General features: G+C 66.4%; 15 protein-coding genes. 5 read left to right on the top strand and 10 right to left on the bottom strand.

The annotated features are described in order from the left end of the window. Positions 1-15: 15 nt before the first annotated feature. Positions 16-567 carry a Uma2 family endonuclease gene (locus ACWD0F_RS44390; RefSeq protein ID WP_449888008.1) on the bottom strand — a complete coding sequence of 184 codons (552 nt, stop codon included), beginning with the start codon at positions 565-567 and terminating at the stop codon, positions 16-18. 47 nt (positions 568-614) lie between these two features. Here ACWD0F_RS44390 and ACWD0F_RS44395 point away from each other — a divergent pair, with 47 nt between their 5' ends. Next, positions 615-848, top strand: coding sequence for a hypothetical protein (locus ACWD0F_RS44395; protein ID WP_449888009.1), 234 nt, complete (start codon positions 615-617; stop codon positions 846-848). Positions 849-860: 12 nt separating this feature from the next. Here ACWD0F_RS44395 and ACWD0F_RS44400 read toward each other — a convergent pair whose 3' ends face one another. From ACWD0F_RS44400 to ACWD0F_RS44415, 4 genes are all read right to left on the bottom strand, one after another. Further along, positions 861-1,463, bottom strand: a complete 603-nt coding sequence (locus tag ACWD0F_RS44400; protein ID WP_449888010.1) for a Uma2 family endonuclease — start codon at positions 1,461-1,463, stop codon at positions 861-863. A gap of 65 nt (positions 1,464-1,528) precedes the next feature. Then, complete coding sequence (locus ACWD0F_RS44405) at positions 1,529-2,812, bottom strand: MFS transporter (RefSeq protein ID WP_449888012.1); 1,284 nt, start codon at positions 2,810-2,812, stop codon at positions 1,529-1,531. A gap of 96 nt (positions 2,813-2,908) precedes the next feature. Beyond that, entirely contained in the window at positions 2,909-3,286 is a 378-nt protein-coding gene (locus ACWD0F_RS44410; RefSeq protein ID WP_449888014.1) for a nuclear transport factor 2 family protein, read from the bottom strand. Then, positions 3,283-3,693 carry a hypothetical protein gene (locus tag ACWD0F_RS44415; protein ID WP_449888016.1) on the bottom strand — a complete coding sequence of 137 codons (411 nt, stop codon included), beginning with the start codon at positions 3,691-3,693 and terminating at the stop codon, positions 3,283-3,285. The genes ACWD0F_RS44410 and ACWD0F_RS44415 overlap by 4 nt, the downstream gene beginning before the upstream one ends. A 229-nt stretch (positions 3,694-3,922) precedes the next feature. On the opposite strand from ACWD0F_RS44415, the gene ACWD0F_RS44420 reads away from it, so the two are divergent. Together ACWD0F_RS44420 and ACWD0F_RS44425 are read left to right on the top strand one after the other, a co-directional pair. Beyond that, the gene (locus tag ACWD0F_RS44420; protein ID WP_449888018.1) at positions 3,923-4,345 is read left to right on the top strand and encodes a hypothetical protein; all 423 of its coding nucleotides are present in this window, start codon (positions 3,923-3,925) and stop codon (positions 4,343-4,345) included. After that, positions 4,342-5,178: a hypothetical protein gene (locus ACWD0F_RS44425; protein WP_449888020.1), complete on the top strand. Its 837-nt coding sequence runs from the start codon at positions 4,342-4,344 to the stop codon at positions 5,176-5,178. The genes ACWD0F_RS44420 and ACWD0F_RS44425 overlap by 4 nt, the downstream gene beginning before the upstream one ends. Before the next feature lie 90 nt (positions 5,179-5,268). On the opposite strand, the gene ACWD0F_RS44430 is transcribed toward ACWD0F_RS44425, so the two are convergent. Next, positions 5,269-6,930 carry a class I adenylate-forming enzyme family protein gene (locus tag ACWD0F_RS44430; protein ID WP_449888022.1) on the bottom strand — a complete coding sequence of 554 codons (1,662 nt, stop codon included), beginning with the start codon at positions 6,928-6,930 and terminating at the stop codon, positions 5,269-5,271. Positions 6,931-7,018: 88 nt separating this feature from the next. Then, on the bottom strand, positions 7,019-7,525 hold the full coding sequence (locus tag ACWD0F_RS44435; RefSeq protein WP_449888024.1) for a cupin domain-containing protein: 507 nt from the start codon (positions 7,523-7,525) through the stop codon (positions 7,019-7,021). Between the two features lie 250 nt (positions 7,526-7,775). Between ACWD0F_RS44435 and ACWD0F_RS44440 the strand changes: the two genes are divergently transcribed. Further along, positions 7,776-9,419: an endo-1,4-beta-xylanase gene (locus ACWD0F_RS44440; RefSeq protein WP_449888026.1), complete on the top strand. Its 1,644-nt coding sequence runs from the start codon at positions 7,776-7,778 to the stop codon at positions 9,417-9,419. 106 nt (positions 9,420-9,525) lie between these two features. Further along, positions 9,526-10,341: a maleylpyruvate isomerase family mycothiol-dependent enzyme gene (locus ACWD0F_RS44445; protein WP_449888028.1), complete on the top strand. Its 816-nt coding sequence runs from the start codon at positions 9,526-9,528 to the stop codon at positions 10,339-10,341. Positions 10,342-10,514: 173 nt separating this feature from the next. Here the strand turns inward: ACWD0F_RS44445 and ACWD0F_RS44450 are convergent, their stop codons facing one another. The 3 genes from ACWD0F_RS44450 to ACWD0F_RS44460 all read right to left on the bottom strand — a co-directional run bounded on the left by ACWD0F_RS44450 (position 10,515) and on the right by ACWD0F_RS44460 (position 12,015). After that, the gene (locus ACWD0F_RS44450; protein WP_449888030.1) at positions 10,515-10,787 is read right to left on the bottom strand and encodes a hypothetical protein; all 273 of its coding nucleotides are present in this window, start codon (positions 10,785-10,787) and stop codon (positions 10,515-10,517) included. A 353-nt stretch (positions 10,788-11,140) separates the two neighbouring features. After that, a complete protein-coding gene (locus ACWD0F_RS44455; protein WP_449888032.1) occupies positions 11,141-11,641 on the bottom strand; it encodes a hypothetical protein in 501 nt (166 codons plus the stop codon). Further along, the gene (locus tag ACWD0F_RS44460; protein ID WP_449888034.1) at positions 11,638-12,015 is read right to left on the bottom strand and encodes a hypothetical protein; all 378 of its coding nucleotides are present in this window, start codon (positions 12,013-12,015) and stop codon (positions 11,638-11,640) included. The genes ACWD0F_RS44455 and ACWD0F_RS44460 overlap by 4 nt, the downstream gene beginning before the upstream one ends. Positions 12,016-13,237 lie beyond the last annotated feature (1,222 nt).

Raw genomic sequence — 13,237 nt, forward strand, 5'->3', positions numbered from 1 at the left:
CCGGCCCCTTTGCTCTCAGATGCGGTCGATCTCGGTGAGGTCGAGGTCGAGGTCGAACGGGACGGTGAGCTTCAGCCGGTCGTGATGGATGCCGGTGGCGGTGTAGGCGTGGGTGGCGGGATCGAGCTCGTGGACGAAGACGACTGCTTTACCCGACTGGTCTTCGACGCGCCAGAAATGCGGGATGCCGGCTTCGGCGTAGAGGGTCGGCTTGCGCCTGCGGTCGCGCTCTTCTGACTCTGGAGACACGACCTCTACCGCCAGTACGACGTCCGCGGCGTCGTAGCAGGTCACGTCTTGCCTGACGACGGCACCGTGCCCCAGCACGATCAGGTCGGGCTCGGGACGCTGCCTGGGAGCGAGTTTGACGCTCATTTCCCGGCGCACCCGGTATCTCGCCGGTGCCGCGTTGTGCAGGCCCGTCTGGAGCAGGAACAGAACGGACGTATGGAAGTCTCGCTGGGGGCCGGCGAAGACCAAGTCGCCATCGATCAACTCCGTGTGCGGAGGAAGGTCCGGAAGGTGATCGAGGTCTTCTGCGGTGTAGCTCTGCGGTGGCACGCGCATGCGCTCCTGCGTTGTGACGTGGTGGGAAGCACGGAAGGATTCGGGGTATGAGGCACCTGCTCGTGTTCGCGGAACGTGACGACGCCGAAGAGGTCGCGGAGACGCTGGGGGAGTGGTTTCCGGCGATCGGGGTGCCGCGGGTGGTGCGGGAGACGCTCGCGGGCGAGGACGACGTCGAGGACGCGCAGTGGCTGGTGGCCGTCGAAGGGCTCGGCGAAGGAGCGCTGGCGAAGGTGGATGAGCTGGTGGAGCGGTATGAAGGGTGGCGGGAGGCCGGCTGAGCGGTGGCCGACTCAGAGCTCGTCGATGGCGGAGAGGTCGACGGCCACGTCGAAGGGGACGTCGAGCTTCAGAGCCTGGTAGTGGATGCCGGTGAGGGCGTAGGTCCTGGTGGCCGGGTCGAGCGCGTAGACGTAGACGACGGGCTTGTCCGCGTCGTTCTCGATGCGCCAGAAATGGGGGATGCCGGCCTTGGCGTAGAGCTCTGGTTTGCGGTGGCGGTCGCGGATCTTGGACTCGGGAGACACGACTTCGGCGACCAGGATCACCTCTGCCGCCTGGTAGGAGGTCTCGGCCAGATTGCGTGCCGCCGCTGCCTTGATCACTATGAGGTCCGGCTCCGGACGCTGGCTTGCGCCGAGGATCACGCTCATCTCGCGCCGCACGCGAAGATCTTCGGGAGCCGCCTGGCGTAGCGCGGCAAGGAGAAGATCGACGATGTGCGCGTGGCCGGATGCTCGGGGGCTCGCGAAGACCAGGCTTCCGTCGAGCAACTCTGTGTGTGCGGGCAGATCCGGAACGGTATCGAGGTCTTCCGCGGCGAAGCCTTGCGGAGGCGGGGCCCAGTCGGGCAGCGAGGGAGTGCCTATGTGTGGGCTCACCGCTTCGGGTGTCATGGTGGGACGCTACAGCTCATCCCTCGAGCCATGTGGTCATTCGCGCTGTCCGACAGTTATGGAGGTCAGGCGGGTTGTCTGCGGGCCCTTTCGGCCAGGGCGTGTTCGTCGGTCCTGGCGTCGTACGTGCGGAATTTCGGCAGGGCGGCGCCGAGGGCGAGGACGGCGGCCACGCACAGCAGGCCGCCCGCCCCGAGGGAGAAGCGGGTGCCGCCGAAGCCCGCCATCAGGCTGGCCCTGGTGTTGCCCAGCATCGGGCCGCTGGCGTACGAGAGCAGCTCGATGCCCGCCAGCCGGCCGCGGAGCTCCCGCGGGATCGTCTGGTTCCACATCGTCATCCTGAAGATGCCGCTGACCATGTCGGCCGCGCCCGCGAGGGCGATGCAGGCGAACATGATCCAGATGCTGGGGGCCAGGGCGGCCAGGGCCACGGCCACGCCCCAGAGCGTCGCGGCGACGATCACGCCGAGGCCCTGCCGCTGCACGCGGGCCGCCCACGCCCCGGTGAGCGAGGCGATCAGCGCCCCGACGGCGCCGGCCGAGTACAGCAGCCCGAGCGCCTGCGGCGCGTGCAACTCGTCGGCCAGGAACGGGAACAGCGCCGTCGACATCGCGAAGACCATCGCCGCGATGTCGACCAGGTACGTGCCCATCAGGTCCCGGCGGCCGACCGCGTAACGCACCCCCTCGACCAGCGACCCCAGCGACGCGGGCGCGGCGTCCTCGGCGGGGGGCAGCGAGCGGATCCGCCACAGCAGGACGAGCGAGAGCACGAAGGTCGCCGTGTCGAGGCCGTACGCCGCAGCCGGGCCGAAGGCGGTGACCAGGAGGCCGCCGAGGGCGGGGGCCACGATGGCGCCGAAGTTCCAGCGCAGGCTCGACAGGACCGCCGCCGCGCCCTGCTGGTCGTGCGCCACCACTTGCTGCAGGACGGCCTCCTGGCTGGGGCGCTGGAGGCAGGCGATGCCGGTGGAGACGGCGCCCATCACGTAAAGGACCCAGATCTGGGGGTTCGGGAGCAGCGCGTTGACCGTGAGGGCCGCCGAGGTGACCAGGAGGCCCAGCTCGCTCAGCACGATGATCTTGCGGCGGTCGAGGGCGTCGGCGATGGCGCCGCCCCACAGGCCGCACACCACCATCGGCACGAACTCCGCCAGGCTCACCAGCCCGACGGCCAGGAAGGAGCCCGTCAGCTCCTTCATCTGGTACGGGACCGCGACCATCGAGATCATCGTGCCGAACATGGTGATGACGCCGGAGCCGAAGAGCAGGCGGTAATCGCGTGAGGTCCGCAGTGGACTCAGGTCCAGCGAAAGGTGACGCATGAGGCGTTTCAGTCCAGCGGGCACGAGGTCAGATTGTCCGACGAATGTCGCGCCCCGCGCAAACCGTTTATCGCGCGCGAAAAGGGCCCCCGGGAACTCCGGGGACCCTGGGGGAGCTGGTCAGGCGGCGGGAACCTTGTCCAGGAAGCCGAGGACCCGGCGGATTCTGCCGTCCTCGGCCAGCTCCACCACGTCGAAGCCGACGGCGACCGGCTCTCCGCCCGCCGGGCCGAGGTGCCAGGTGAAGCGGGCGACGTGGTGGTGGGCGTCGTACACCTCGCCCGGGGTGAACACGAGGCCGGGGAACATGCCCTGCGCGCCCTCGATCACGGCGGCGATGCCGGCGTGTCCGGCCACGTCGGCCAGCGGGTCGGTGTAGACGCCGTCCTCGGTCCAGAGCTCGGCCACGGCCTTGGCGCGGGCGTCGGGGTCGGTCTCGTTCCAGGTGGCGAGGTAACGTTCGATGAGGTTCATGGTCAGGTCCGTTCGTTCGGTCACTTGTCGTGATGGGTCTTGCGGAGGCCGGTGATCTGGAGCTCGGCGAACCCGCCGACCACGAGGGCCTGGGCGATGGCCCAGATGGCGCCGATCGTGGTGAACTGTCCCGCGCCGGTGACGACGGTCACGACGCTGCCTGCGGCCCAGGCGAGGTTCAGGGCGATCACGGCTCTGGTGGCGGCCGGGCTGATCGGGCGGCGGGTGGCGAGCAGGCCGACGGCGGCGCCGTACACGAGGAGGAAGGCGCCGATCCCGCGCAGGAGGGTCGCGTCGGGGCCGAGCAGGTCGCTCACCGGGCCGGCGAAGGCGAGGTAGACCAGCCCGTTGCCGCCGGTGACGACGGCGTCGGAGGCCAGCGCGAGGCGCAGGAACGTGGTCCGGTCGGCGGTGACGGTCAGGGCGGTCATTTCGGGCTCCTTCAGTGGGGTGTTCCGACACCTGAAAGATGTCAGTCACCGGGTAGGGGCCGCGATTACCCGGCGGGTAACGGCGACCGGCGACAGGGGCGTTCACCTGGGGGTTCAGGCGTGAAATTTCGTATGCGCGCGGTGGAGCTGGTGCTGCGCTGATCGTTTTCTGTAACGCGATGATCGCCGAAAGTGATGACCCGGTAAAACTCGCGGGGGTCATGAGCGCATGAAGATCGCGATGGGGTTGCGGCTGGCGGGCACGGTTCTCCTGGCGGCGGTGGCGGTGCTGGGGGTGAGCGCCTGCGGCGGCGACACCTCCGGCAGCGACGTCGTGGACGTCACCGGCAGTCCGCCGGACAGTCAGGAGCCGTCATCGTCGCCGACCGCGACCAAGAAGAAAAAGAAGAAGAAGGAGCCGGCGGAGGTGACCCCGGCGACCCGGGCGCCGGAGTGCCCGGAGGGCGGAGGCGATCAGGTCGACCCCGCTTGCCCCGGCGTCGGACCCGAGGCCGTCCCGAGCGGTGAGATCACCGGCCCGAGCGGTGAGATCACCGGCCCGCCGAGCTCGGAGCCCACTGGGTCGCCGGAGCCGATGACGCCGGAGCCGGTAACCCCAGAAGTCACGACGCCTGAACCTCAGGAGACGTGAGCGTGACTCCGGAGAGCGACCGCCCGGCCTCCGCAGGCGTCGCGGCCGCGATGGATCCGATCGCCTTCAGCACCTTTCTGCTGACCTCGTCCGCCACCGTCGTCATCTACATGGGCTGGATCTGGACCGACAGCTACTTGGAGTTGTTCCAGCTCAACGCCTCCGCCATCGGATACCGCCTCGATGAGTACGCGTTGCGGGGCCTGAACGTCTTCCGCCCCGGCATCCTGCCCTGGCTGATCGTGCTGCCGCTGGTCTGGCTCGCGATCGGCCTGCAGCGCGACGTCGCCCTGCGCCGGAGACTGCTCGGCGGCGGTGGCGCGAGTCTGACCGCCGCCGGACTGGTCCTGGCCACGGTGGCGATGTGGGGCGGCTCGGTCAGCACCATGCTGATCCTGTTCCTGGTCGCCGGTGGGCTGCCCATGCTGGTCGCGCCCTTCAGGGAGCAGGCTCTGGGACGTAGCGCGTTCATCATGGCGGCCGGGATCTCCATCCTGTGCCTCCTGTGGAGCGGGGCCCTGTTCGCCCAGATCCGGGGCGTGGAGGCGGCCCGGGCCTTCGTCGGCGGGCTCGCCGGGCGCACCCAGGTGTCGATCTTCGCCAAGGATCAGCTCGCGCTGAACGCCCCCGGCGTGACCAGGACGGATCTGCCCAAAGGCATGTACCGCTACCGGTATGACGGCCTGCGCCTGCTGCTCAGCCGGGAGGGCAAGCATTACCTGGTTCCGGTCATGACTTACGAGCTGTGGCGGCGCGGGTACGGGCGGACGATTCCGCTGAGCGAGGGCGAGGCCATCCGGGTGGAGATGCTGCCCGGTGTGCGCTCCGGATAGCCGCCGCTCCCGGCCTCCGGCGAGGCGGAGACCGGGAGCGGCGATCAGGCATCGGCCGGGTGGCGCGGCCAGGCCGGAGCGGCGCCGGGGTCAGCCGCCCAGGATCTCGCGGCGCAGGTGGGTTTTGAGGATCTTGCCGCCGGGGTTGCGGGGCAGCTCGCCGTCGCGGAACCAGACGTGCACGGGGATCTTGAACTTGGCGATCCGGCCCGCCAGGAACGACTGGAGCTCCTCGGGCGTGACCGACCGGCCGGGCGCCACCCGGATCACGGCGCCGACCTCCTCGCCCAGCTCGTCGTGCGGCACGCCGATGACGGCGGTGTCGTCCACCGCCGGGTGCTCGAACAGGGCCGCCTCGACCTCGGCGCAGTAGACGTTCTCACCGCCTCTGATCACCATGTCCTTGGCCCGGTCCACGATGTAGACGAAGCCCTCGTCGTCGATCTTGGCCAGGTCGCCGGTGTGCAGCCAGCCGCCGACGAAGGTCTGCGCGGTCGCCTCCGGCTTGTTCCAGTAGCCCAGGATGACGTTCGGGCCGCGTACGCAGAGCTCGCCCACCTCGCCGGCCGGCAGCTCCTCGCCCATGGGGTTCACCACGCGCACGTCCACCACGGCCGAGGGCACGCCGATGCTGTCGGGCTTGGCCTGGTAGTCGGCGCCGCCGTTGCCGATGGCCAGCGCGGTCGTCTCGGTCATGCCGTAGCCGTTGGAGGGGGCGCGGTTGGGCAGGTTCTCGGTGATGCGCTCCAGGAGCTTGGGCGGGGCGGGGGCGCCGCCGTAGCCGAGGGTGGTGAGGGAGCTCAGGTCGTACTTGCCGAAGTCGGGGTGGGACATGAGCTGCCAGGCGTTGGTCGGGACGCCGATCATCGCGGAGACCTTCTCCCGCTCGATCAGGCGCAGCGCCTGCTCGGGGTCCCACTTGTACATGAGCACCAGGCCGCCGCCGCTGAACATCGTCGTGGTCAGGGCCGAGAAGCAGCCCGTGACGTGGAAGAGCGGGACGGTCAGCAGGGTGACCCGGCGGACGCCGGTAGCGGCGGCGACGTCCTTGCCGGCCAGGGCGGTCGCGCGATAGAGGCCGTAGGCGACGGTCATGGGGGCCTGGCCCAGGTTGCGGTGGCTGCCGAGCGCGCCCTTGGGGTTGCCGGTGGTGCCGGAGGTGTAGAAGATCGTGGCCGGGTCGCCGGAGGTGAGCTCGACGTCGGGGAGCTTGACGTCGGCGACGACCTCGCCCAGCACGTCGTCGAACGCCCGCGCGCCCTCAGGGGCCGCGCCCCGGGTGACGATCAGCGGCACGCCCGTCGGGGCCAGCCGGATCGCCCGCTCGCTGTCCGCGATCAGCACCTTGGCGCCGGAGTCGCGCACGCCGTAGGCCAGCTCGGACTCGGTCCACCAGGCGTTCAGTGGTACGGCGATGGCCCCGGCCGCCAGGATGGCCGAGAAGGAGATCGACCATTCCGGGTAGTTGCGCATGGCCACGGCCACGCGGTCGCCCTTGGTCACGCCGTACTCCTCGACCAGGCGGTTGGCCAGGGTCGCGGCGCGGCGGAAGTGCTCCTCGAACGTGATGTGCTCGTCCTCGTACACGAGGAAGACCTTCTCGCCGTGGAACCGGCTCATCTCCAGCAGGGTCCGGAAGTGTGCGGGTGCATGCTTCCATGTGCGGACCCCGGTATCGCCGATCTCCTCGATCTCGAAGAGCTGACCGGGGCCGGTGAGCTGGGCCTGAACCTGGGCGTGCGAAAGCGACATGCGCAGAACTCCCGCAATAGACGATTATTCCGGATAATTCACAGTACCGACCGGTAGGTACGTCGCGCTAGAGCAGGAGAAACGGCGCTCACTGGAGAGTGATGGGCGACAACTGCTGGATGTCGTAGCGGGCCCGCAGCTCGACCACGGCGTCCTGGTCGGGCGGCCCGGGACGGGAGAGCAGCTCGCTGAGCTCCCGCAGGTAGTGCTCGTGGCCCGCCGGGGTGACCACGAAGAGCATCCTCGTGGGGGCCGGACCGGGGTTGGCGAAGGCGTGCGGGCAGCCGGCGGGGACGTACATGAGGCTGCCGGGGCCGCCGCGCACGGTCCGGGCGCCGCTGCCGGACTCCCAGCTCTGCCACGGCCCCGCGGTGATCGCGCGGGGCTCGAACGCGAGCAGGTCCAGCTCGCCCTCCAGGATGTAGAACAGCTCCTCGGCGTGGTGGTGGAAATGGGCGCCGACGTCGAACCCCGGTGCGATCGTGTTCTCGAACACCGACCAGGTCTTCGACTGCTCCGCGCCGACTTTGAGGGTCATCCCCATGCTGCCCAGTGACCGGCCGGCGCCGGGAGGCAGAACGAGCCCGTCTGTCATCGGTCCTGACCTTCCGATGGGAGGGATTGCTACCAATGTTCCTGAGGTGCCCGGCTCGAGCAAGTCCTGTGAAAGTTTCATTTTTTCGCCGATAGTTTCTACCTCCCAACTGCTGCATTAGCGCGCGATAGAGGCTGGCATTGACCGCTCGCCAGCATGTCAATACCGTCGGCGGTGCGATCCGACAGGGATCGAAACTTTCGGAATCGATGCCTGCCTCCGGAGGTAGATGTCCGTGCATTCGTCCTCAATGAGAGTCCTCACCGTGCTGGTGGGGATGCTCGCAACCTTCCTCCTGCCCGCCACGTCGGCCGAAGCCTCCGGCCCCCTGCGCACGCACGCCGCCAGCCGGGGCAAGTTCATCGGCGCGGCGCTCGCCACCAGCCCGCTGGCCAACGAGACGTCCTACCGCAACCTCGCGGGCACCGAGTTCAACCAGGTGACCGCCGAGAACGCGATGAAGTGGGACTCCACCGAGCCCAGCCAGGGTCAGTTCAACTTCTCCGGCGCCGACGCCATCGTCAACTTCGCCACGCAGAACAGCCAGCAGGTCCACGGCCACACGCTCGTGTGGCACAGCCAGACGCCGAGCTGGGTGCAGAACCTCAGCGCCACCGCGATGCGCACGGCCATGCAGAACCACATCACCCAGGTCGTCGGCCGCTACGCCAGTAACGCGGCCGTGGTCTCCTGGGACGTGGTGAACGAGGTCTTCGACGACAACGGCAACCTGCGCACCTCCTTCTGGTACAACACGCTCGGCCAGAGTTACATCGCCGACGCCTTCCGCGCCGCCCGCGCCGCCGACCCGGACGCGCGGTTGTGCATCAACGACTACAACACCGACGGGATCAACGCCAAGAGCACCGCGGTCTACAACCTGGTCTCGTCGCTGCGCCAGCAGGGCGTGCCCGTCGACTGCGTGGGCTTCCAGAGCCACCTGGCCATCCAGTACGGCTTCCCCTCCGACTACCAGCAGAACCTCCAGCGCTTCGCCGCCCTCGGCGTCCAGGTGCGCATCACCGAGCTGGACGTTCGCATGCAGATGCCCAGGGACGCCACGAAGGACGCCACCCAGGCCACCTACTACCGCAACGTCGTCAACGCCTGTGTGGCCGTCAGCGGCTGCGCCGGAGTGACGATCTGGGGCTTCACCGACAAGTACTCGTGGGTGCCCGACACGTTCTCCGGGCAGGGCGCCGCGCTCATCTACAACGATTCCTACCAGCAGAAACCGTCGTACACGGCCGTGCACGACGCGCTGGCGGGCGGCACCACCACCGATACCACGCCACCGACCACGCCCGGCACACCGTCCGCGAGCAACGTCACCTCCAACTCCGCCACGCTGACGTGGACGGCCTCGACCGACAGCGGCGGCAGCGGGCTGGCCGGCTACAACGTCTACCGGGAACAGGGCACCACCGACACGCAGCTCGGGCAGAGCACGGCGAACTCGATCTCGCTGACCGGGCTGAGCCCGTCGACGCAGTACCAGGCGTACGTCCGGGCCCGTGACGGGGCCGGGAACCTGTCGGGCAACTCGGCGCTCGTCACCTTCACCACGATCGCCGGCCCCGGCGGCGGGGGCGGCTGCACCGCCGTGGGCACCGTGCAGACCCAGTGGGGCAACGGGTACGTCGTCCAGCCCGTGACCGTCACCAACACCGGCACCTCCGGCATCACCGGCTGGACCGTCACCTTCACCCTGCCCGCCGGGCACACGGTGACCGGCTCGTGGAACACGGCCCTGACCGTCAACGGCCAGACCGTCACCGCCAAGAACGCGGGCCACAACGGCACCCTGGCCGCGAACGCCAGCACCTCGTTCGGCTACCAGGTCAGCCGGCCGAACGGGAACACGCAGACCGTCTCCGGCTACACCTGCGCCTGATCCGCGCGTCCCCTGGGCGAGGGCTGCCGCCCAGGGGACTCTCTCCGCCGGGAATATTGACAATTAAACCGTTCGGGTCTGTCGTTCGCGGTAGGAGGTGAACGGCATGAACGAATGGGATGCCACCTCGTACGCGGGAAAGCACACCATCCTGCGAGTCGTCCGGGAGGAGGCCGAGCGGTTGTTCGCGCTGGCCGAACCGGAGGAGGCATGGGAGGCCCCCACCGCCTGCACGGGCTGGACGACGCGCGACGTGGTCGCGCACATCGCCGACACGACGGAAGGGTACTTCGCCGCCTTCGAGGCGGCCCGCGGCGGCGGGGCCGCAGACGGCGCGTACGGGCTGCCCGGGATGGGGGCCCGGGTCTACGAGCAGGCGGTGGCGCTGCGCGGGATCCCGCAGAAGGAGCTGCTCGACCGGCTCAGGACGGACTTCGAGCGGATGCAGGCGATCCTGCGCGACCTCGACGAGGACGAATGGGGCGGCCTGATCGTCTCCCACTTCTACATGGGGCCGCTGCCGGCCTACTTCTACGCGGCCGGGCAGCTCATGGACTACACCGTGCACGCGTGGGACGTGCGCCAGGGCAGTGGCAGGGCGCACGGGCTCTCGGGGGAGGCCGCCGATCTGCTCGTGCCGTTCATGTTCGTGCTCCTGCAGTCCACGGTCAGGCAGGAGGCCGATCTGACGCCGTTCGAGCTCGGGATCCGGGTGGGCGGCGCGAACGGGGGCGACTTCCACGTCTCCGTCGGGCCCGGGGGGATGGCGTATCGGGCGGGCGGCCTGGAGGGGCTGCCCGCGGTGATCGAGTTCGACGCGGCGAGCATGGTGCTCAGGACGTTCGGGCGCACCAACACCGGGACCGTCCGGGGTGACCTGGCGGTCGCCGACCGCTTCCTGAACCTGTTCTTCCCGATCTGACGCTGACCTGCGGCTTTGTGACCTGCTGGCGTGAGTACTGGTAGGTCACCGAGCTGTGGGAGCCTAGTTCGTAGCCTTGGGTTCACGTTGTCTGCCGGCCCAGAGACGGCCCACATCGAGGGTCCAAGGAGGGTGACGGCATCTCTGCGCAAGATGCGTGCCCGATTGGCCAGTCAGTCCATGGATGCGATGAACGACAGGATCAGCAGACCTGCCAGGCCCATGGCCATGCCGGACAGGATGGCGGCGGCGTCTCTGCGGTAGATGAGGGCGAGCACGAAGGCAGGCGGTGGAGCAAACAGCCACACCAGCCCTGTCGCGATAAGGAGCGGGTCAGGCATGTCGATCATGTCATGGAGCTGTCTGAACAGCTGGAACGTGGCGGAAAGCCACAGAATTGCAAGCCCGAGTAGGGCGCGTGAGACCCACCGTTCACCTGTCGTCATGAGGCGCCATCATGTATGCCCCGCTGCCCTGCGGTATAGATCCTGACCGATCTGGCCAGCGCCGTTTTGTGTTCTCGGCAGGGGCGCTTTGGCTGATAGTCAGGGGCAGGATCGAACTGCTGACCTCCCGCTTTTTAGTGCATGTATCACGATTGACCGAGCTGGTGTTTGTACTGGTCGGGGCTATTGCTGACGTCGGTGTTGAGAAGTGGTCTGAGCAGGCCACACGGCTGCTAACATCTCACGTTGTCTTTCGGCGCTTTGCGGCTATCCGGGCGGAACCAGAACGGAATTGAGGATGCGGTGAGGCCTTCCGAGTGGCCAATTATGACTACCCTTATTTGGCGAAACTATCAGTGCAAGGTGTCGTCAACGCGCATGACGTTCTTAGTCTGCCAAGTCTGACCTGGCTTTATTCCAGAGAAGAAAGCATGGGCGAGGACATATGATATATTGGGTGGAATTTGTATCATAAGTGTCTCGCAAAATTCTTCTCCCGGCTCAAGATATGAACACTTCTCAAAGACGATGAATCGGCAAGCGCGGTCATCTTTTGTCGGCCGAGGTGATTGAATAACATCAACGCTTTCCATTTGATAGGTCAGCGGGAACATCTCTATCCATGCCAGCCTCTGACCAATTCCTGTCTTGCCAGTATTGACTGCCTTAATTTTTATGATAATGTTAGTTTGCTGACTAGTGTTCTCTCTGTCCACTAGATCAAGATCAAGCTTTATGTATGACTCGTGCGCTCGGTGGAGTCCAAAAGTGTAGAGAGTCCAGCCACCACCAATGATGACGGCAATCGATACTATAGCGTCACGCACGGCAGTGAGAATGCTTGCGATACTCATCGTTTGCCATATGGCTTAGTACTCGGCTCTAATCCAACGCTATGTCTAAGGTCGTCAATATCGGCCCATGGTGGAACTACGCCCAACCCTTGCTGAAGGCGCCTATTCTGTTCTTCGGCATCTACCTCGATTTCGGCAAGTCTACTCAGTGCCATTGGCTCGTTCGCTTTATTGACGGTGTTGCGTATCTCACTTAACGCAGCATCGATGGCGATTAGCTCAAGAAGGTGGATGTGGAAGTGGTTGTCCCCAGTAATAGTGCGCCAGAGCCGTTTGCGCGGTGGTAGGCCACACATGCCTGCCTCATCGAGCAGCTTGCGTGTGACCTCCCACGCCTGGCCGGCGTTCGGGTGTCTTGGCATGAGCAGCTCCAAGATCAAATGATTCAGCGCTGGGTGGCTACGGCTTTGTGACCTACCGGTGCGGCCGCTGACAAGTCACTGAGCTGCGGGGGCCTTGTTCGTCACGTTGCGTAGACTTCCATGGTTTTAGGTCAGACGGCCACTGGCGGCCTACGGTAGGGGCAACCGCAGCCCTACCAGGTCCATCTCCCAGGGGTTAGAGCCCGAGGCGCTCACGTGCTGCGATCCGGGCTCCTCGATCCCACGCCATTTGCGTCGAGAAGCTTTAGTGCGAACACTTGAGGCTGGGGCTTTAGTGGATAGGTCGCTTAGCGAGATGGTTGGAATCCAGACGCATAGTAGTGATGTAGCCACGCATAATTGCATGGCAAAAGACATCCCGATCTTAGTGGTAGACGCGGCTGGGGGGCCCAGTCGTTGCTATTGGGCATACTCGGAAGAACTTATTGGCGAAAAAGCTAGCCATGCACTTGATGCCTGCTAGGCATGAATCGTGACGTGGTCGGAATGTGCCGGCTTGCGCTGGCGGGTTATTTCGACGGAGGAGCTGCGGCGGCTGCAGCGTGGATCGAATTGGATAAAGCCCTAAAGGGGCTTAATTAGCCATAGCGCGGCGCGTCTGCACGTGTGCCTTGGCTACATGAACCTCATGGTTGACGCTTAACCTCGATTCGTCAGAACCTTGTTGACGTTCATCGAGTCCGCGGCTCTGCCGTAATGTCCCCCCTGCGCGGTTGAGGTGTGGGTCACGTCCACGGACGTGACCCACACCCCTTCGGCTGACCTGCGTTCCTGGGTGATCGGTTGCGATTACGTGGTGAGGTCAGGGTTGGCGCGAACATGGGATGCACATGCTTCGGAAGTACTTCACCTCCGTGTTGCTGGCTAAGGGGGCGAGCCCGAAAGCGGGTGCCGAGTGGCTGGGCCACACCGACGGGGGCCGCGCTGTTGCTGAAGGTTTACGCGTCGATCTTGCCGAGTTCGGAGCATCGTATGCGGAAGACTATTGATGCCACGCTGCAACGGCCCGGCTCTGTGGCAGACGGCCCACAAACGGCTCACAGGGCCGGGAAATGACCGTTTAGCAGGTCATACCGAGGAATGGTTCTTCAACCTGTTCTTCCGGATCTGCCGACGAACTAGTACTCCAGCCGCACTTCCCTGAAGTAGGTGTGCCTGGGCATGCCTGGGACGACCCAGGACCACCTGGGTCTGTCGGGGTAGATCCTGGGTG

The organism is Nonomuraea sp. NPDC002799 (assembly GCF_053592075.1).